Source organism: Zobellia russellii, from assembly GCF_018728565.1.
In the GTDB taxonomy this organism is placed as follows: Bacteria; Bacteroidota; Bacteroidia; order Flavobacteriales; family Flavobacteriaceae; genus Zobellia; species Zobellia russellii.
This window is the reverse complement of record NZ_JACSOI010000001.1, coordinates 1-19,620: the sequence shown is the minus strand read 5'-3', so window position 1 is coordinate 19,620 and position 19,620 is coordinate 1. Positions and strand designations below refer to the sequence as shown.

20 protein-coding genes are annotated in these 19,620 nt (G+C 38.6%); 12 read left to right on the top strand and 8 right to left on the bottom strand.

The window, feature by feature from the left end; all coding sequences use genetic code 11:
- Position 1 precedes the first annotated feature (1 nt).
- From fabG to H9565_RS00090, 3 genes are all read right to left on the bottom strand, one after another.
- The gene (gene fabG, locus H9565_RS00100; RefSeq protein ID WP_215435955.1) at positions 2-757 is read right to left on the bottom strand and encodes a 3-oxoacyl-ACP reductase FabG; all 756 of its coding nucleotides are present in this window, start codon (positions 755-757) and stop codon (positions 2-4) included.
- Positions 758-863: 106 nt separating this feature from the next.
- Positions 864-1,991 carry a WG repeat-containing protein gene (locus tag H9565_RS00095; RefSeq protein ID WP_215435952.1) on the bottom strand — a complete coding sequence of 376 codons (1,128 nt, stop codon included), beginning with the start codon at positions 1,989-1,991 and terminating at the stop codon, positions 864-866.
- Positions 1,988-3,526, bottom strand: coding sequence for an HAL/PAL/TAL family ammonia-lyase (locus H9565_RS00090; protein WP_215435949.1), 1,539 nt, complete (start codon positions 3,524-3,526; stop codon positions 1,988-1,990). The genes H9565_RS00095 and H9565_RS00090 overlap by 4 nt, the downstream gene beginning before the upstream one ends.
- 208 nt (positions 3,527-3,734) lie before the next feature.
- Here H9565_RS00090 and H9565_RS00085 point away from each other — a divergent pair, with 208 nt between their 5' ends.
- The gene (locus H9565_RS00085; RefSeq protein WP_215435946.1) at positions 3,735-4,988 is read left to right on the top strand and encodes an NAD(P)/FAD-dependent oxidoreductase; all 1,254 of its coding nucleotides are present in this window, start codon (positions 3,735-3,737) and stop codon (positions 4,986-4,988) included.
- Between the two features lie 54 nt (positions 4,989-5,042).
- Here the strand turns inward: H9565_RS00085 and H9565_RS00080 are convergent, their stop codons facing one another.
- Both H9565_RS00080 and H9565_RS00075 read right to left on the bottom strand, forming a co-directional pair.
- On the bottom strand, positions 5,043-5,462 hold the full coding sequence (locus H9565_RS00080) for a hypothetical protein (RefSeq protein ID WP_215435943.1): 420 nt from the start codon (positions 5,460-5,462) through the stop codon (positions 5,043-5,045).
- 113 nt (positions 5,463-5,575) lie between these two features.
- On the bottom strand, positions 5,576-5,989 hold the full coding sequence (locus H9565_RS00075; RefSeq protein ID WP_246560094.1) for a hypothetical protein: 414 nt from the start codon (positions 5,987-5,989) through the stop codon (positions 5,576-5,578).
- Between the two features lie 180 nt (positions 5,990-6,169).
- Between H9565_RS00075 and H9565_RS00070 the strand changes: the two genes are divergently transcribed.
- Positions 6,170-7,042 carry a DMT family transporter gene (locus H9565_RS00070; RefSeq protein WP_215435939.1) on the top strand — a complete coding sequence of 291 codons (873 nt, stop codon included), beginning with the start codon at positions 6,170-6,172 and terminating at the stop codon, positions 7,040-7,042.
- 292 nt (positions 7,043-7,334) lie between these two features.
- Here H9565_RS00070 and H9565_RS00065 read toward each other — a convergent pair whose 3' ends face one another.
- Both H9565_RS00065 and H9565_RS00060 read right to left on the bottom strand, forming a co-directional pair.
- Positions 7,335-9,404 (bottom strand): M16 family metallopeptidase, encoded by a 2,070-nt coding sequence (locus tag H9565_RS00065; protein ID WP_215435936.1) that lies wholly within the window; start codon positions 9,402-9,404, stop codon positions 7,335-7,337.
- Between the two features lie 73 nt (positions 9,405-9,477).
- The gene (locus tag H9565_RS00060; protein ID WP_215435933.1) at positions 9,478-10,800 is read right to left on the bottom strand and encodes a M16 family metallopeptidase; all 1,323 of its coding nucleotides are present in this window, start codon (positions 10,798-10,800) and stop codon (positions 9,478-9,480) included.
- A 168-nt stretch (positions 10,801-10,968) separates the two neighbouring features.
- On the opposite strand from H9565_RS00060, the gene H9565_RS00055 reads away from it, so the two are divergent.
- The 3 genes from H9565_RS00055 (at position 10,969) to rpmA (ending at position 12,606) form a co-directional block, all read left to right on the top strand.
- Positions 10,969-11,433, top strand: coding sequence for a DUF4199 domain-containing protein (locus H9565_RS00055; RefSeq protein ID WP_215435929.1), 465 nt, complete (start codon positions 10,969-10,971; stop codon positions 11,431-11,433).
- 186 nt (positions 11,434-11,619) lie between these two features.
- Positions 11,620-12,267, top strand: a complete 648-nt coding sequence (gene rplU / locus H9565_RS00050; protein WP_215435927.1) for a 50S ribosomal protein L21 — start codon at positions 11,620-11,622, stop codon at positions 12,265-12,267.
- A gap of 78 nt (positions 12,268-12,345) precedes the next feature.
- The gene (gene rpmA / locus H9565_RS00045) at positions 12,346-12,606 is read left to right on the top strand and encodes a 50S ribosomal protein L27 (protein ID WP_013992723.1); all 261 of its coding nucleotides are present in this window, start codon (positions 12,346-12,348) and stop codon (positions 12,604-12,606) included.
- 185 nt (positions 12,607-12,791) lie between these two features.
- Here rpmA and ahcY read toward each other — a convergent pair whose 3' ends face one another.
- Positions 12,792-14,108, bottom strand: a complete 1,317-nt coding sequence (ahcY, locus tag H9565_RS00040; RefSeq protein WP_215435924.1) for an adenosylhomocysteinase — start codon at positions 14,106-14,108, stop codon at positions 12,792-12,794.
- An 82-nt stretch (positions 14,109-14,190) separates the two neighbouring features.
- On the opposite strand from ahcY, the gene H9565_RS00035 reads away from it, so the two are divergent.
- The 7 genes from H9565_RS00035 to H9565_RS00005 all read left to right on the top strand — a co-directional run bounded on the left by H9565_RS00035 (position 14,191) and on the right by H9565_RS00005 (position 19,027).
- Positions 14,191-14,823, top strand: a complete 633-nt coding sequence (locus H9565_RS00035; protein WP_215435921.1) for a 4'-phosphopantetheinyl transferase family protein — start codon at positions 14,191-14,193, stop codon at positions 14,821-14,823.
- 60 nt (positions 14,824-14,883) lie between these two features.
- Positions 14,884-15,144 (top strand): thiamine-binding protein, encoded by a 261-nt coding sequence (locus tag H9565_RS00030; RefSeq protein ID WP_215435918.1) that lies wholly within the window; start codon positions 14,884-14,886, stop codon positions 15,142-15,144.
- On the top strand, positions 15,128-15,766 hold the full coding sequence (gene pnuC, locus H9565_RS00025; RefSeq protein ID WP_215435917.1) for a nicotinamide riboside transporter PnuC: 639 nt from the start codon (positions 15,128-15,130) through the stop codon (positions 15,764-15,766). Before H9565_RS00030 ends, pnuC begins: the two co-directional genes overlap by 17 nt.
- Entirely contained in the window at positions 15,721-16,308 is a 588-nt protein-coding gene (locus H9565_RS00020; RefSeq protein WP_215435915.1) for an AAA family ATPase, read from the top strand. Before pnuC ends, H9565_RS00020 begins: the two co-directional genes overlap by 46 nt.
- On the top strand, positions 16,289-17,827 hold the full coding sequence (locus H9565_RS00015; RefSeq protein ID WP_215435914.1) for a DUF4301 family protein: 1,539 nt from the start codon (positions 16,289-16,291) through the stop codon (positions 17,825-17,827). The genes H9565_RS00020 and H9565_RS00015 overlap by 20 nt, the downstream gene beginning before the upstream one ends.
- Positions 17,828-18,056: 229 nt before the next feature.
- Positions 18,057-18,362, top strand: a complete 306-nt coding sequence (locus H9565_RS00010; protein WP_215435913.1) for a hypothetical protein — start codon at positions 18,057-18,059, stop codon at positions 18,360-18,362.
- A gap of 359 nt (positions 18,363-18,721) precedes the next feature.
- Positions 18,722-19,027 carry a hypothetical protein gene (locus H9565_RS00005; RefSeq protein ID WP_215435912.1) on the top strand — a complete coding sequence of 102 codons (306 nt, stop codon included), beginning with the start codon at positions 18,722-18,724 and terminating at the stop codon, positions 19,025-19,027.
- Positions 19,028-19,620 lie beyond the last annotated feature (593 nt).

Sequence of the window (19,620 nt, the reverse complement as noted above, 5' to 3'; positions counted from 1 at the left end):
TTTAAGAATAAATACCGCCGTTGATATTAATGACTTCACCAGTAATATAACCCGATTTTTTTGAAGCTAAAAAAGATACCACATGTGCTACTTCTTCCGCTTCTCCAAACCTATTTGCCGGAATCATTCTCTTTAATTCCTTTTCGTCTAGGTCATTGGTCATATCCGTTCTAATAAAACCGGGTGCAACAGCATTTACTGTAACGTTTCTTTTGGCAATTTCTTGTGCAAGTGCTTTTGTTGCTCCAATAACTGCCCCTTTTGCGGCGGAGTAATTGGTTTGGCCGGGTGTGCCTTTAAGCCCTGAAACGGAAACCATATTAATAATCCGTCCGTATTTGTTGACCAAAAGCTTTTGGATAAGGGCGTTGGTAACATTAAAGAAACCATGAAGGCTGGTATCTATTACTTTGGACCAATCTTCATATTTCATCCACATGAACATGCCATCTTGTGTTATACCGGCATTGTTGACGATTACCTCTATAACATCGTTTTCATGTGCTTCTTGCCAAGCTTCCAAAGCGGCATTTACAGCTTTCGCATCGGTTACGTTAAAGGCCATAAGCTCACCTTTTCCGCCAGCTTCTTCTACCAATCTAAGTGTTTCGTCCGCAGCTGCTTTGTTGCTATTGTAATTTATAAGAATTTGGTAGTCCAAGTCTTTGGCCAGTTGTACACATACGGCACGTCCTATTCCTCTAGACCCTCCTGTTACCAATGCGTATTTTTTCTTTTCCGCTTTCTTTTCGTTCATCTAAGAATTGTAGATTTTATAACCCCTAAGGTTTTGGGTGTATGGTTTCCGTTCGCTAGTCTTTGTTTAAAGCTAGTGAAATTAATAATTAAAAAAAGGAACAACCTTATTTAACGGATACAAACGGTTCTGCATTTTGATACCACTTATCGGCCAACAAGTTGCCTTGTTCGTCAAAGTAGCCCCAACCTTTTTTTGATTTTACACGGGCAAGCCCATTTACAAAGCCTTTTTCCTCGGCACCTTTTAGGAAAGCAAAGTTTCCGGAAATACCATATTCCATTGGAATAATAATTTTACCGGTAGTGTCTATAAAGCCCCAATTCTTGTCCTTAACAGGAGCAAGGCCATTTTTAGAAAATACCTCTGCATCTCTAAATTGTGGTTCAATGACCATTTCTCCCTTTTCGTTAATGTATCCCCATTTTTTACCAATTGCAACGGGAGCCAAGCCGTTTGAAAAGGCTCTGGCCTTATCAAATGTAGGTTCCAGTACCCATTCTCCTTTACTATTTACAAAACCTGCTTTTTTCTCTCGGGAAGCATAGGTTAGTTTAGAGTCGCCATGAAAATTGTAAACCTTGGTAGCGTTGTCTATTGGGTTAAAGTTACCGTTGTGTATGATTCCAAAAGTCCCATCTTTTTTACCATAAACTCCGGCCTCTTTAAAAGTGTTACCTATTTCATCGTATTCAACGGGAATAACAACTTTTCCTGATGTATCAATCATTCCCCATAGTTCTCCTTTACTTACTTTGGCATGGCCATTTCGGAATTTTTTTATGGCATCGTAAGTGGGTTCCAAAATTAGCTTTCCATTGGTTCCTAGAAGTCCAATTTTATCTCCTGAACGGAAAAGGGCAACTCCTTCTTCAAAGTCATAATATTTTTCGCTACTTGGTGTTTCAAGTTTTTTGCCATTGGTGTCAATATATCTCCATTGGTCATCCTTGAGAACTAAGGCATAGCCTGAATTGAACATTTTTACCCTATCATATTCAGGTTTAATGGCCCATTCCCCTTTGGTGTTTATGAATCCCCAGAAATCGTTTTCCATGGCAGCGGCCAATCCGTTTGAAAAGCTATCCGCTTTGTCAAATTCTGGTTGAATAACATAGGCTCCGGTTTTATCTATGAAGCCAAATTTTCCATCTTCTCTGACCAAAGCATATTCCTGTGCACAAAGCGTGAATGCGTTGACGAGAAGTACGAATAAAAATGCTAGTTTTTTCATTTTACTTCTTTGTTTTGATGGTTAATAATATAGTTTTTTACCTCGTTTACATAAGGGTACATAATAGTGTCATCTTTAAACGGGGGAACTATTTTACGAACCGCGTCGTACATCATTCTTGTTTTTGAGGAAACTTTGTCCTTTAGATCTAGGTATTCTATTGCTTGGACAACGGTAATCATTTCAATGGCTATCACCTCAAATCCATTTTCTATTACTTTTTTGGTAATATTGGCTGCATTGGTACCCATACTAACAATGTCTTGATTGTCATTGTTATTAGGTATACTATGCACGTACATAGGGTTTGAAAGCATTTGGTTTTCTGCCGTCGTAGATGTTGCCGTAAACTGTACACCTTGCATCCCAAAATTAAGGCCTAAGGTTCCTAGGTTTACAAAAGGAGGTAGAATGTCGTTAAGTTTTGAGTTCAGAAGGTAATTAAGTTGTCTTTCGGCCAACATGGTCATCTTGGTTACAACTAGTTTAAGCTTGTCCATTTCCAACGAGATATAGTCTCCGTGAAAATTCCCTCCGTGGTATACATGTTTCTTTTCTACATTAACAATAGGATTGTCATTGGCAGAATTAACCTCTTCTATGAGTGTTTTTTCTACATGGTCCAAAGTGTCCAGCACTGGCCCTAAAATTTGGGGAACACAACGTAGAGAGTAATATTCTTGCACTTTTTCCTCAAAAACGGAAACGCCATTATTGTCAACATACAAATGATGTTCCCTTTTACGGGTAAGAGTGCTATCCTTTAAGTGGCTACGCATGGCCCGTGCAATTTCACGTTGGCCTTTATGCCGCTTGGTTTGGTTAAGGTCTTCCGATAAATGATCATCGTATGCCTGAACAATTTCATTTATGGCAGAGGAACAACAAATAGTCCATTCCAATAGTCTACGGGTGTATATAGCATTTACAATACCTATACCGGTCATTACGGATGTTCCGTTTATTAGACCTAAACCTTCGCGTAATTCAACTTTAATTGGTGTTATGTTCAGTTCTTCAAAAACCTCCGGAGTAGGTCTTCTTTCACCTTTATAGAACACTTCGCCTTCACCTATAAGAACAAGGGCTAGATGCGCCAACTGAACCAAATCTCCACTGGCGCCAACACCACCGTGCTCATAAATAAGTGGTGTAACATCTTTATTTATTAAGTCGGTCATTGTTTCCAAAACGGATGGATGAACCCCCGAGTTGCCCAGACTAAGTGTATTCAAACGGGCAAGCATGGCCGCCTTTACATATTTGGGAGGAATAGGATTGCCGGTGCCGGAAGCATGGCTTCGTATTAGATTATATTGTAATTGAATGGTTTCAGAGTCCTTAATTTTATACTGTGCCATGGGCCCAAAACCCGTGTTAACACCATATATAACCTTGTTCTTTGAAAACTCTTTAAGAAAATCAAAACTGTCTTGTACCGTTTTAATTACCTTGTCATCTATAGATAAAACATCTTCTTTAAAAATGATACTGTAGAACTCTTCAATTCCTAACTTTCCTTTTATTTTCGGCATCTATGGTTGATTCTATGAGGTATTTGTAATATTTTAGTGACGTCTGTAAATAAGACTTGGCAACCTAAAATTAGCGATTTTGGATTGCAAATTTATAATAATTAGTGAATCAATGTCTTAATTTAGCACACAATACAATGTTCTGGTAACAGAAACCGTTTCCGAAACCAATAGAAACCTTGGATTCTTTCATTTTAAAATCAAATAAATGCAACAAGAAAATGTTGACGTACTCATTATAGGCGCAGGACCATCCGGTTCCGTTGCTGCTGCCTATCTTCATAAACAAGGGCTTAAAATTAAGGTTGTTGAGAAGAGTAAATTTCCCCGGTTTGTAATTGGCGAAAGTTTAATTCCAAGATGTATGGACCATTTTGAAGCGGTTGGCTTGTTAGATTGTCTTAAAGCCATGAATTTTGAAGTTAAGGACGGCGCCCGTTTTATGAACAATAAAGGGGTCGTGTGTAATTTTGATTTTAGTAAGAAGCATGGAGATGGATGGGATTGGACGTGGCAAGTGCCGCGGGCAGATTTTGATAAGGCCTTAACGGACGAGTTGCAATCCTGGGGCGTGGATATTGCTTTTGAACAAGAGGTGACCGCAGTTGATTTTTCCGAAGACGGTTCGTCTAGCACAACTATAAAAGGTATAGATGGAAAAGTATCTACGGTTCACGCTAAATTTATAGTAGACTCCAGTGGTTTTGGTAGGGTGTTGCCCCGTTTGCTAGATCTGGAGAAACCATCTGAAATACCCATGCATTCTTCAATTTTTACCCATGTTGAAGATATTAAAAGACCTGAAGGCAAGGAAGGAACCATCATTACTTTTGATGTAATTGATACCGATACTTGGCTCTGGGTAATTCCTTTTTCCAACGGTTCTACAAGTATTGGGTTCGTAGGAAAGACGGATTATATGGAATCTTTTGAAGGCACGAATACGGAGAAACTTCAGCAAATGATGAAGCTTTCGCCATATTACTTTGATAGGTTTGATGGGGTTGATTATACGTTTGAACCGCGAATGATTAAGAACATTGCAAAGTCTGTAAAACAACTATATGGTAAGGGTTTTGTGCTTACTGGTAATAGTGCGGAATTTTTGGATCCTGTATTTTCATCTGGGGTTACGTTTGCTGTGGAGTCGGCACATTTGGCATCTCAGTTAATAGCCAAAGAATTAAATGGTGAAAAAGTAGATTGGCAGACCGAATATACGGATTATATGTTGGAAGGAGTGAATGTATTTTCTACTTACGTAAAGGAGTGGTATACCGGAAATCTACAAACAATTTTCTTCCACAGTACGGAAAATCCGGTTATTAAGGAGCAGATTTGTGCTGTGCTGGCGGGTTATGTATGGGATAAGACCAATCCGTTCGTAAAGAACCATAATAGATTGGTAAAGACCGTTGCCCGTATAGCGGATATGGAAATGGAAGCCCAGGACAACTCTTAAAAATCTATTCAGGGTCTAGTTGATGTGGCCGTATAAAATTTGGTTGGTAGTATTCTAGTTGTTCAAAACGGCTTGTGCTTGAGCAAGGCTTAAGTCTATTTCTTCATCTAATTGACTTACCTTTTTCTCTTCTTCTAACAACCATTCTTGTTTTTTAGGAGAGAGCGTCTTGCCTTTTAGCATTTCATCTGCATCAAAACGTTTTCCAAAGTTCTCCATCCAAACCATCATAGACTCGTTCGCATTTTTTAAATCTGCGATGGCGTTCTCATATTTTGATTTTTTATACGAGGCGTTTGCTTTGGTCTGCAGCTTGTTTATTAGTTTGGAAACTAAAGGCATTTTATCCATTACCACATCATGGGATTTCATGACCTCTTCCATTTTTGTAGGCGGGGTAGTGGTGGTTTGTGCATTAATAGCAGCTGTACCCAAAACAAAAATTGTAGCAACGGTTAAAAACAAGTTTTTCATAGCAATAGGACTTTAGAAATTCTGTGCTTGGTAAAAATACGGGTTACGCAGGGCTAGAGGTTTTATTTATCTGCTAACGCATTGTTTTTTCGGTATACTACGCAATGCAATGTTTATTTTTTCAATAATTCTTCGGCATTTTGGATGCTTCCGTTTATTTGATCGCGTAAGTCCTTCACTTTTTCTTCCTCTTCATTTAACCAGATTTGCTTTTCTTTTGACAGTTCTTTGCCGTTGAGAATCTCATCTGCGGTAAAACGTGAGCCAAAGTTTTGCATCCAATCCATCATACTTTTGTGCGCGGCCTGGAGGTCTTTACGGGCTTCCTTATATTTTAGGCCAACCTCTGTGCTGTCTTCCTTGCTGCTCAGTTCACCAACAAGTTTCCCCATTTTACTTATTTCCGGCATTACTTCGTCATGTATGGCCATAACGCTTTTCATCTGGGTAGTTTCTTTTTTTGAATTGCAGGAAAAGGTTAACAAGGTAAATACAAATGCTACAAATAGGGCTATTTTTTTCATCATTAGTTTTTTGCAAATATAATACTCCTGCAACGGTTAAAATAGCAGACGGAAATCAAAATTATGTGATAGTTGAAATTTGTGATTGTTTGGGTGTTTTGATATACAAGTACGCGTTGTGTTTTCTAAAAAAAGCCGCATCTTTACTTCTTTGTTTTAGACGCTATTCAACCCCAAGGAAATTTGAACGATTACAGTAAAAAATGGCTTTATTTAGTTCTACTATCTTTAGTGTGGGGCTCCTCGTTTATACTTATTAAAAAGGCTTTGGTGGGTCTAACACCAATGCAATTGGGAGGCTTACGAATTGTATTTGCTTCATTAGTATTGTTTTTGTTCGGTTTTAGAACTGTTCGTACTTTAAGTCTTAAAGATTGGAAATGGATAACATGGGCAGGTTTGTTAAGTTCTTTTTTTCCGCCTTTTTTGTTCGCTTTGGCACAGACCCAGATTGATAGTGGCGTGACGTCTATATTTAATTCGGTTGTGCCGCTGTTAACTACCATTGTAGGAGTGCTTCTTTTTGGGGCAATTATTACCAAAAGGCAGGTTGCCGGGGTGTTCATTGGTTTGGCGGGTACGGTGGCGTTAATTGTTGCGGGAATGGATTTTAATCCCGATCAAAATTATTGGTACGCCATATTTATACTGCTTTCCGCTCTAGGTTATGCGCTTAATATTAATATTATAAAGAAACATTTATCACACTTAAGACCGTTGGCGGTTACAACTTCTAGTTTCGCAATAGCGTTTCTTCCAGCATTGGCCCTAGTCTTTTATTCAGGGTTTTTTAACGAGGTTTCCGGCAATGTAGAAATGCAATCTTCTTTATGGTATCTTCTTGCATTGGCTATTATTGGTACTTCTATTGCTAATATTTTCTTCAACAAACTTATAAAGTTATCAAGTCCGGTTTTTGCTGCTTCGGTAACGTACACCATTCCCTTAGTGGCCATCTTTTGGGCGGTTCTTGACGGAGAATCACTTAATACCTATCAATTGATAGGTGGGGTTGTGATTTTGTTGGGTGTCTGGATGGTCAACAGAAAAAAATAAGATTCTTTGTGCAAGTCTTTCCAATGCAATTATGATATTGAAAGAAGTAAGTTACAGAAATCATCGCTTTGTTGAAAATTGATTATTCCAGCGCTGCCAGTATTGTGGTTACCTTTAATGATAACGACGGGGATTAAGACCTATGGTTTTACTTCACTAACCATTTTATTTATAAAACTTGGGTGCAGTTGGGTAGTTTCAAAGCAACCATTTCTTTAATAAATACGGCCAAAGAATAGGGTGAATTCCCCATTGCTTTGGCCGTATAAAGAGTTATGTTTACCTATCGTTCTTACTCAAAATCGGTTTCAGAAACTCCTTCGTTCACTTTTATTTCCGAAACAATAAATTCAAAGCGTTGAGGTCCTACGGTCTGTGCCATTATAAACGGGAACTGTATGCCGGAAACCTCTTTGTAATCCATGTAGTTTATGGTGCTGGTCATAGTTTGGCCACCCATTTCGGCTGTTGTAGTTTCTTGAACTTTAAGTCCGCTTGCCACATCGTAGAAGGCTGTTTTTTCAGCAGATATTTTAAGTTTATAGGCTTTCTTGCCATCAATATTTTCCACACCTTCTAAAGTAATAGCACTGTTAAGGTAATTGAGCTCGGGAAAAGGGGCGGCTTCATCCTTTACTTTTACAATTTCTTCCGGACCCATATCTTTTTGTTGTCCTTGCATCACCATATAGCCTTTGTCTCCATTAAATACTTGTTTGCTCATGGAGTTGCCGGCAACTTTTACATCTTGCATAAACTGGTCTTTTGCCGTTTTTTTAACTTCAAGGTTCAGTTTCATGCCTTGCATTTCCGCTTCGGCCAAAAGAAAATAGGACTCAACTCCGGCCAATTTTTCTTTTCCTCCTATTGCTTTAATATAGTTGTTCAGAACTGTTTGCGCGGTAACATCTGCCGGCGGACTAGCGTTATAGTCCGGTTTTTCGGTAGCATTGGCATACTTGTCAAAATATTTGACCGGAACCTTTTTGCCCTTGAACATTACATTCTCTAGATTTTCAAGTATTTCACTGCCCTTACCGGCTACAACGATACGAATGTTGTTCGGTTTTAAGTATTTCTCTGCCGCTTGCTGTACGTCTTCTATGGTAATCGCATTTATTCTCTCAAGATAAGTCTTGTAAAAATCTTTGGGCAGGCCTTCGGTTTCAATATCCAAGGCATAATCTGCAATGGTAGAAGGGTCTTCCAATGCCATTACAAAGCGGCCAGTGTATTTAGCTTTTGTGTTTTCTAGTTCTTCCTTGGTAACCGGTTCGGTACGAATGCGTTCAATTTCCTTTAAAATTTCAACAACGGAACTATCCGTTACGGCATTACGGACACTGGCAGTAGCCCTAAAACGAGCAGGTACATATTTGTCATTGCCCAGACGGGAGTATGAACCGTAAGTATAGGCCTTGTCTTCACGTAGATTTAGGAACAAACGTCCTTCTCCGCCACCGCCCAAGATTTCATTGGCCATTAGTGCAGATAAGAAATCCGGGTCTTTTTTCTGTAGGCTTACCAAGTTCTCTACCGTAATTTTAGATTGAACGGCGTTGGGAACGTCTACAAAATTGATTTGTGTGTATTGGGCGTCCGCAGGTTTAGAGAAACCAAAAGAAGGCGGTACCGCTTTGGTCCAAGGTGTAAATTGTTCCTCTACCAAAGTTTTTACTTCATCAAACTTTATATCTCCCACAATAACCAAATAGGCATTGGCAGGAACAAAGTAGTCTTCGTAAAATTGAATAACGTCCGTAAGGGTTACTTTGTCAACGCTTTCTTCGGTCATGAACTCTCCATAAGGGTGTTTTTTAGTGTAGGCCAGAGCCAAACCAACCCTACCCGAAATAGCGGAAACACTTTTTTCTTCGGATTTTAGGCCGGTTATAATTTTCTGCTTTTCCTTATCAAATTCATCTAGGGTAAAGTTTGGGTTTAAACCGGCATCTGCCATAAGCTCCAATACTCTAGGGAAGTATTTGGAAAGCGAGCTGGCAAAGGCACTTTGGGAACCAAAATTAATACGTGCTCCCAGAAAATCCACCTCCTCGTTAAAGTCGTCTTTTTTGATGTTTTTAGAACCTTTGCCCAACAAACTACCGGTTAAAACGGAAACACCTGCCTTGGCTCCTTCTAGAATAGGAGGGTTGTCTATACTTAGTTGAATGGAAACCCGTGGGAGTTTATTGTTTTCTACAACTAGGACCTTTAATCCGTTTCTGAGTTCAAATGTTTGTGGATCTTTCAGGTTTATTTCCGGAGCCGGACCTGCTTCCGGCATTTGGCTACGGTCTATCTGAGCCTGTCCTACGAGGACAAAGGCAAGAAGGAATAGGGTTGTAATAATATTTTTCATGAATAGTGTTTTTTCTTTTGGCGAAATAATAAAAATGGAACGGCGGTTTCTTTGATCCCGCTATGCATAGTTTTTAATTGGATTGTGATTCTTCAGGAAGATAATCTATAATTACCCGTTGTTCGGGTCTTAGGTACTTGTTCGCTACTTCCATGATTTCTTCACGGGTAATGGACCTAAAAATGTCTATTTCTTTATTGATAAGCTCTGTATCGCCATACAACAAATAGTTACGCGCCAATGAATTTGCTATGCCTTCTACGCTAGAATTTGAGTTTACGAATTGGTTCTCGAACTTGTTCAGTAGTTTTTGATGGTCTTTTTCTGAAATTAGGCTATCCCTAACTTTCGCAATTTCCTCCTCCATTTCCGTATTTAGGGTTTCAAGACTTGTTTCTCCTACGGGAAACGCATATACCAAGTACATGCCGTAGTCTTCCTGTCCTACATTAAAAGCGCCAACTTGCAGCGCCTGTTTTTGGTCGTCTACAATTTTCTTGTATAACTTGGAACTACGACCATCACTCAAATAAGTGGATATCATATCCAGAACATAGGCATCTCTTTCTTTAAAACCAGGGGTTCTATATGAAATAACTGAGGCGGGAATCTGTATGTTGGGGTCATAGGCCTTGGTTCTAACCTCCTTAAGTATTGGGTCTTCTTTGGGATAGTTACGTGTTATTTCCTTACCTCTTGGTATGGAACCAAAATAGTCTTCCACCATTTTTTTGGTGTCGGCTATATCAATGTCACCGGCAACTACCAATACCGCATTGTTAGGTATGTAGTATTTATGGTTATAGGCAACAACATCATCTAGAGTTGCGGCGTCCAAATCTTTCATATAGCCAATGTTCGGGTCTTTGTAAGGGTGCTTTTTGAACAGATTTTTACCTACAACGGGAATGAGTTGGCCGTAGGGCCTGTTGTCATATCGAAGCCTTTTTTCTTCCTTGACCACTTCTTGTTGTGTGTCAATACCTTTTTGGTCAATAACGGGGTGCAACATGCGCTCGGATTCTAGCCAAAGCCCTAATTTTAGATTATTGGAAGGGAACACCTCGTAATAATAGGTGCGGTCTTGGGAAGTGTTCGCATTGTTTTTGCCTCCGTTGGAAGAAACGATTTCAAGCCATTTGCCGCGCTCTATGTTCTTGGTGCCCTCAAAAAGCAAATGTTCAAAAAAATGGGCAAAACCGGTACGCCCTTCGGTACGGTCCTTTCCGCCCACATGGTACATAACCGAGGTTGTTACTATAGGCGCTGTATTGTCTTGGTGAAGAATTACATGAAGTCCATTGTTGAGTTCGTATTCTTCATAAGTTACTTCTTGGGCCTGAAGGCAGAGCCCGACTATAAGAAGAAAGCCTCCTGTAAATAGTTTGTTTTTCATTGTGTAGTGTTTAGATATTTTGTTAGTAGTTGACCAACTGATATTGTTACACGAATATATCTGTTTTGTAAGAAAAGTTGACTCTATCGCTTTTAATTAACACCTTTTTATAGCATCGTTTTAAAATAATTATTACCTTAAAGAATTGAACTTCAAAATATTATAAAAATGAAACAATTTGCTCAACCCATTAGATTTGGAATCGCTACGAGCGGTTGCTTGATTGCTTATTTTTTGATACTCTCATTGTTTAATTTGCACACTAATATTTTCTTTAGCCTTTTTAATGGTGTCATTACAGGCTTTGGAATTTATGAAGCAATCAAGTATTTTAAATTGAAAAATCCGGATAGTTTTGACTATGGAAAGGGGTTTACCGCTGGTTTGGTAACCGGTTTTGTAGCTACATTGGTATTTACCATATTTTTCGCCTTCTACAGTACGGAACTAAACGGTATGTTTTTGGAACAACTGTCTACTGCCTGGTTCAATGATTACAAAAGTTTTGAAGGGATAGTATTCTTTACCGTTGCTATAATGGGGTTTGCTACATCTTTAGTGTTGACTTTATCGTTTATGCAACTCTTTAAAACAAGTCGTAATCTTAAGAGAAAATTGGTCAATCATCCCTGATAAAGAGGTTGATTGAAATAATGTAAAAGCTGCAATTTTATTTTGCGGCTTTATTTTTGGGCTTTGGACCCAAAAAAATGAGGGTAAAATATATAAAAAACACTTGTGGGTTAACGATTTAGACGTATATTTGCATCCGCTTATTGAAAAAATGGGCGGAAACAATAAACTAATATATACACAATTATGTACGCAATCGTAGAGATGGCAGGGCAGCAATTTAAAGTTGCGAAAGACCAAAAAGTGTATGTTCACCGTTTACAGACTGAAGAAGGTAAAAAGGTAACTTTTGACAATGTACTTCTTTTAGCGGACGGAACGAACATTACTGTAGGCGCCCCGGCTATAGACGGAGCCACTGTTGAGGCAAAAGTCGTTAAACACCTAAGAGGTGACAAAGTAATCGTTTTTAAGAAGAAAAGACGTAAAGGGTACCGTGTTAAGAACGGTCACCGTCAAGCTTTGACCGAAATCGTAATCGAGAGCATCGTTGCGAAAGGTGGTAAGAAAGCTGCTGCTCCTAAGAAAGAGGAGAAGCCTGCTAAAAAGGAAGCTGCACCAAAAGCTGCCGCTCCTAAGAAATCCGGAAAAGCGGACGACTTGAAAAAAGTTGAAGGAATCGGTCCAAAAATTGCCGAGACTTTAATCGCTGCAGGAATTTCTACCTTTGCCGAATTGGCAAAGACAGATGCTGCTAAGATTTCTGAAATCATCGCAGATGTACGTGGTAACCACGTAACAGACACATGGCCTGCACAAGCTAAATTAGCCGCTGAAGGTAAGTGGGATGAGTTGAAGAAATGGCAAGACGAATTAGATGGTGGTAAAGCATAATTGCTAACCCCTTAAAGTATAATCAATATTGTGCAACCTGAAGTTTTCTAACGGAAGCACTTTTAAAAACCTAATATCATGGCACACAAAAAAGGTGTAGGTAGTTCTAAAAACGGTAGGGAATCAGAATCGAAACGCTTGGGCGTAAAGATTTTTGGTGGCCAAGCCGCTATTGCCGGAAATATCATCGTTAGACAACGTGGTACAAGACACAATCCAGGTGAGAATGTGTATGCCGGTAAAGACCATACATTGCATGCCCGTGTAGACGGACTAGTAAAGTTTGAAAAGAAAGCTGGTGGAAAATCTTATGTTTCCATAGAGCCGTTTGAGGCTTAAGAAGTATTTCTTTTATCGTATAAAAACCCTTTCCAAGTTTTTGGAGAGGGTTTTTTTGTGTTTACATGTCAGTTGAATTTTGACGAAATAGTGTCTCCTGATTTAATGGAAAAAACAAAAACCCCTTACACTTCTGTAAGGGGTTTCAATTCTAAATAAAAAAATTATGTCTTGACTACAATATTCTAGTATCTGTAATACTCAGGCTTAAATGGACCTTCAACCGTTACGCCAATATATTCGGCTTGTTCCGGATTAAGTTCCGTAAGCTCGGCACCTAAACGAGACAGGTGTAAAGCAGCTACCTTTTCATCTAAGTGTTTAGGTAGCATATATACTTCGTTTTTGTAATTAGCGCTGTTGTTCCAAAGCTCTATCTGTGCCAAAGTTTGGTTCGTGAACGAGTTACTCATTACAAAGCTTGGGTGCCCTGTAGCGCAACCTAGGTTTACCAAACGACCTTCGGCCAATACAATAATATCCTTGCCGTCAATAGTATATTTATCTACTTGAGGTTTTATGGTATCCTTGGTAGCTCCATGAGTTTTGTTCAACCAGGTCATATCGATTTCATTATCGAAGTGGCCAATGTTACAAACAATAACCTTGTCTTTCATAGCCTCAAAGTGCTCTGGGCGAATGATGTCTTTATTACCTGTTGTGGTAATAACAACATCTGCGGTACCTACTACAGTTTCCAATTTTTTAACCTCAAAACCGTCCATACAGGCTTGAAGCGCACATATAGGATCAATTTCAGTAACGGTCACAATTGATCCGGCACCTCTAAAAGAAGCAGCAGTACCTTTACCAACATCACCATAACCGGCAACTACAACTTTTTTACCAGCAAGCATGGTATCAGTAGCACGGCGGATAGCATCTACGGCACTTTCACGACATCCGTATTTATTGTCAAATTTTGATTTAGTAACCGAATCATTTACGTTAATGGCCGGCATAGGTAAGGTTCCCTTTTTTACACGTTCGTACAAACGGTGAACTCCAGTAGTGGTTTCCTCGGAAAGACCTTTAATGGCTCCTGCCAATTCTGGATAATCATCCAGCACCATATTGGTAAGGTCGCCACCATCATCTAAAATCATGTTTAGGGGCTGGCGCTCTTCACCAAAGAACAAAGTTTGTTCAATACACCAGTTAAACTCCTCTTCGGTCATACCTTTCCAGGCGTATACTGGAATACCGGCAGCGGCAATGGCAGCGGCAGCATGGTCCTGAGTAGAGAATATATTACAAGAGCTCCAAGTAACATCGGCACCCAAGGCTACCAAAGTTTCAATAAGCACAGCGGTTTGGATGGTCATGTGAAGACATCCGGCAATTCGGGAACCTTTTAAAGGTTGCTCTTCTCCGTACTCTTCACGTAAGGCCATAAGTCCTGGCATTTCGGCTTCTGCAAGTTCAATTTCCTTTCTTCCCCAGTCTGCCAAAGAAATATCTTTTACCTTATAAGGCACATAAGAAACAGTTTTGGTATCCATATTCTTTTTTATTTTTTACTTTCGTTATATTAGCTAAACAGCTATTTGTGGTTGCAAAGTTAAGAAAAACGTATAGAACCATATGCCTCTTTATAAGATAGTAAAGGTAAATAAGGACACTAAGGTGTACATCTGGAAGGTTACCGAAACAGAACAGGAGCTTTCTAAGGGTATAGACCTGACCGCGCATTGTCAAAACCGAATGGATGGTATGAAATCCGAACTACATCGTAGAGGGTTTTTAAGTATCAGGCATTTAATGGCTGAGGCCGGTTATGTTGATAAGGACCTTTTTTATGATGAATTTGGTAAACCCCATTTAAATGATGGTAATAAGATAAGCATTACCCATTCAAACCATTTTACGGGTATCATTATAAGTAGTAAGAACGAAGTAGGTATTGATATTGAAATGCAGCGCGAAAAAATACTGCGTATTGCCCATAAATTTACTCCTATTGAAGAGTACCGTACCATTGCCAATACAGATGCCCTAATACGGAAGCTTACCATAGTTTGGGGGAGTAAAGAAGCACTTTACAAGATATATGCACAACAAGGCCTTAGTTTTATACATCATATAGATGTATCGGACTTTACTTTTGACAGTGCGGCTACCACTGCCGAAATTTTATACCACGGAGATTTATCCCACTATCAAATACGTTTTATGGAGTTTGAAGGTTTCACTTGTGTTTATGCACTAAAGAGTTGAAATCAATAGTACGAGAACTAAAGAGCACGTTTATAGTACCCCTTATAATAATCCTAGAAAATGAACATATCTGTAGAGCTTACTTTTTCTCCTCTTCAAGACGATTTTGAAAAGCACATTATAAATTTCATCAAAAAACTCCGCGCTTCCGGTCTTATGGTTTTGGAAAATCCGTTGAGCACTCAAGTTTACGGTGAATATGATCAGGTAATGGATGTTTTAAAAAATGATATAAAAGAAGCTTTTGAATTAATGGATAAAGGTCTGTTGTTTATGAAAGTAGTAAAGTCTGACAGAAGCTCGTATGAACCCCATTTTTGATTGGATTTTTGCCCAGTACGAAGGCACGCCTTTACACTTGGTAGTGCTAGAAATTATTGGGGTAATTTTTGGTTTTCTTAGTGTCTGGTTCTCAAAGAAAGAGAATATTTTGGTTTTTCCTACCGGAATTATAAGCACGGCCATCTTTGTCTATATTCTACTGGTTTTTGGACTTTTAGGAGATATGCTTATAAACGCTTACTATTTTAGTATGAGCGTATACGGGTGGTATGTATGGACAAGAAAAGTTGATGATACCCATTTTATTCCCATTACACGTACCTCTAAAAAGGAGAAACAATGGTCTGTTTTGCTGTTCGTGGGTACTATAATTTTTGTATGTCTGATTTATCTGTTTTTTGATAAATTCAATAACTGGACGGCCTATGTGGACACCTTTACTACTGCAATTTTCTTTGTGGGAATGTGGCTTATGGCCAAGAAAAAAATAGAAAATTGGGTGTATTGGATTATTGGGGATATCATTAGCGTTCCCCTTTATTGGTACAAAGGCCTTATATTTACTTCTCTGCAATATTTCTTGTTTACAATTATTGCAGTTTATGGTTATCTCGCATGGAAAAAAAGTTTGAACAAGAGCCCTCAGACATTGTTAAAGTAGTATTGTTCGGTCCGGAATCTACCGGAAAAACCACACTTTCCGATCAGTTGGCAAGGCACTATAATACCGTTTGGGTGGCAGAATACGCAAGAGAGTATCTGCAGAACAAGTGGAACAATGAACGAAAGACCTGCGAGCCTAAAGATTTTTTGCCTATTGCCGAGGGACAGATGAAGTTAGAGAACGAACTCTCCAAAAAGGCTTCGGACCTACTCATTTGCGATACCGATTTGCTGGAGACCAAAGTATATTCAGAAGCTTATTATCTTGGGTATTGCGATCCGGTTTTGGAGAAGCATGCATTAAATAATCATTATGATTTGTATTTGCTTACCTATATAGATGTGCCTTGGGTGGGCGATGATTTAAGGGATAAGCCCAATGAGCGGGAGCGCATGTTCCTCTACTTTAAAGAAACCTTGGAAAAATATAATCGTAATTTCATTATATTGAAGGGCGATAGAAAGGAGCGCCTAGAAACCGCTGTAGAACACATAGATAAATTATTGAATAAAAGATTAGATGACACTAACAGAAAATGATTTGGCTTTATTGGCCAAAAAGGGAATTTCAGAAAAAAAGGTACACGACCAAATAGAAACCTTTAAAGAAGGTATTCCGTTTGTGCAGTTGGAAAAAGCCGTTACCGTTGGTGAAGGTCTTTCTAAGTTTACCCAGGCCGAAGAGAAGGAACTGATACAAAAATTTGATGCCTCGCAGAGTAACTTATCCTTGTTAAAGTTTGTGCCTGCATCCGGAGCAGCATCGCGTATGTTTAAGGCGTTATTTAATTTTTTGGATGCGTATAATCCATCAAAAGAAACGTTAGACAGTTATTTTGAGCGTACAAATAACAAAGCTTTAAAAGCTTTTTCCGAGGGGATGACCAACTTTGCCTTTTATGATTTGGTAAAACAACGTATTGCGGGTAAAACTTCGTCCAAGGATGAAGAAGTGTATTTATTTGTAAAGGAAATGATGTCAGAAGATGCCTTGAACTATGGTTTTTACCCTAAAGGTCTTTTGCCGTTCCATAATTACGGAGATCATACCGCTACTCCTTTTGAGGAGCATTTAAAAGAAGCGGCGGTTTATGCCAAAACTGGCGATACGGCAGAGTTGCATTTTACGATAAGTGAGCAGCATGGCGATATGTTCAATACGGAATTCAATACCGTAAAAGAGCGTGTTTCCGCAGCAACCAATACTTCTTTCAAAGTAACGTATTCCAATCAAAAAACATCTACGGATACCATAGCTGTAGATATGCAAAATGAGCCATTTAGAAATGGCGATGGTTCTGTTCTGTTCAGACCAGGTGGTCATGGTGCACTTATAGAAAACTTGAACGAGCAAGAGGCGGATATCATTTTCATAAAGAATATAGACAATGTTACCGTGCCAAAATTTGCAGGTGAGGTTGCAGATAGTAAAAAGGTACTGGCCGGTGTGCTCATAACGGTTCAAGAAAAAGCGTTTGACTTTGCAAAGCGTTTGGATAGTGGAGATGTAACTGCACAGCAGTTAGATGAAATCAAGAGCTTTTTAGAGAACGATCTTAATGTTCGTTTTTCAGATAGTTTTTCAGGTTTTAGCATAGGTGAACAAATAGAGGTTTTAAAGGATAAAATCAATAGGCCTATACGTATCTGTGGTATGGTTAAGAATGAGGGAGAACCTGGCGGAGGTCCGTTTTGGATCAATGATAGAAAGGGTAATATATCGCTTCAGATAATAGAATCGGCTCAAATAGATATGGAGAATGACCAACAGGCCGGTATTCTTAAGAATTCAACTCACTTTAATCCTGTTGATTTAGTGTGTGCTGTTAAAAACTACAAAGGCGAAAAGTATAACTTAATGAATTTTGTAGATGTAAAACAAGGTTTCATTACCGGTAAAACTAAAGAAGGTAGGGAGTTGAAGGCATTGGAGCTTCCTGGATTGTGGAATGGTGCCATGGCTTTTTGGAATACCATATTTGTAGAAGTACCTTCTTCTACTTTCAACCCGGTTAAAACTGTAAACGACTTGTTAAGACCTGCCCATCAGGTAAAATAGGTTGTCTTACTGGTAACTCAAATAATTGTTTACTCAAAAAGTGTGTAATTTTTATACACTTTTTTTGTTTTTTACACATGTGTATACATTGTGTCTTAAACAGGTTATTGGTGTATTGTGTTGATATTTAGGTGTTTGTAGTCTGTTTAAGTTAGAAAACACTCTTGGCATTATTTTCTCTCTATACTAAGCAGTATCAAAACAAATCAATAATTTAAACACACACAAAATGAAAAATTTAATGTTTGCTGCAGTATTGTCTTTAGGTACAATGACTGCTTTTGCTCAAGAAGAAGAAACAGTAGTAGAAGAAGTAGCAACTGAGGTTGTTGAGTCTCAAGATGCATATGCTGAAATAGCTGCGGAAGAAGTTCCTGCTGCTATCTCTGAAGCTCTAGAAGCTGCTCACCCAGGAGCAACTATCTCTAAAGCTTACATGAACGAAGAAGCTGAATATAAATTAGAAGTTGCTAAAGAAGATGGCGAAACAGCTGAATTGTATGCTGACGCTGAAGGTAACTGGATTGAAAAATAAGCTAAGTAGTTAGCTATTAAGTAAAAATGTTAGTAGAAAAGCCCTGTCTCATATGAGGCAGGGCTTTTCGATTTTAGTGATTTTCAAGTTTTGTTACTTAAGTTTTCCAAGTGCTCAATTTTACTTGCTCCTCGTTCATTGTCTGTATGGATTGTTAGGAGTTGTATTGCAATTGAACCATAGAAGGGTGGGTACGTGTATAATTTACACATTACACACCTAAAAATACACACATTTACACACTCTAAATATGTTTATAATATCATAAGTATCTATAATACAGTTATTTGTGTTGTTCTGGGTGTTTTGGTATCATTATTTCTATATACATATCAGAATATTAAATAAAGCATACGATTATGAAAAAAATATTTATCACAGCAGTTTTCGCAATAGGAAGTCTTTCAGCTTTTGCTCAAGAAGAAGCACCAGCAATTGAAGCAACAGCAACAGAGGCAGTAGCCGCTCAGGATGATTTTTCTGAAGTATCAGCAGATGAATTGCCAGAAGCTGTAACAGCAGCAGTTGCTAAAAACTATCCTACTGCATCTATAGACAAAGCATACGCTAACGAAGCGAAACAATACAAGCTAGAAGTATCTCTAGAAGATGGTACTGCAGGTACTTTATATGCTGACGAAAATGGTAACTGGATTGAAATGTAAATAACTTGAGTTATTTGTTTTGTATCAAGTTGGTTTGGTCAGAAAGGGGTTGCATCTGCAGCCCCTTTCTATATTTAATAAGGTTTCGGTTTTAAACTATTTTGTCCGCTATGAAGGGCTCCTCTTAATCGGAAGTGAAGTATCCGGTGTAATCTACATCCGGATTTTTTGGATTATCACTTTTCTGTATTTGTCATTTTATAGCTCGTTATGGGAGCCAATAGTTTTGGTGTTGCTTTCTGTAATACCATTTCGCTTTAATTGTAGGCCAATTGTGCACTTAACAGGTTGGTAATCGAGTAATGTATACTGTGGAATTATTACCCAAATGAAACAGTATTTTACAATAATACACACTTTAAAAAAAGAGTAAATACTGTAAATGCCTGTTATTTAGTGTATTGTGATTTTTTAAAATATTGGTATCATCTTTTCTATATACTAAGGGAAATCAATTATTAATAAACATAAGACCTTAATATCATGAAAAAATTATTTATCACATCTGTATTCGCTTTAGGAAGTTTAACTGCATTCGCTCAAGAAGAGCAAGCAACTGAAGCTCAGGATACAGCCACTGAAGCTGTAGCTCA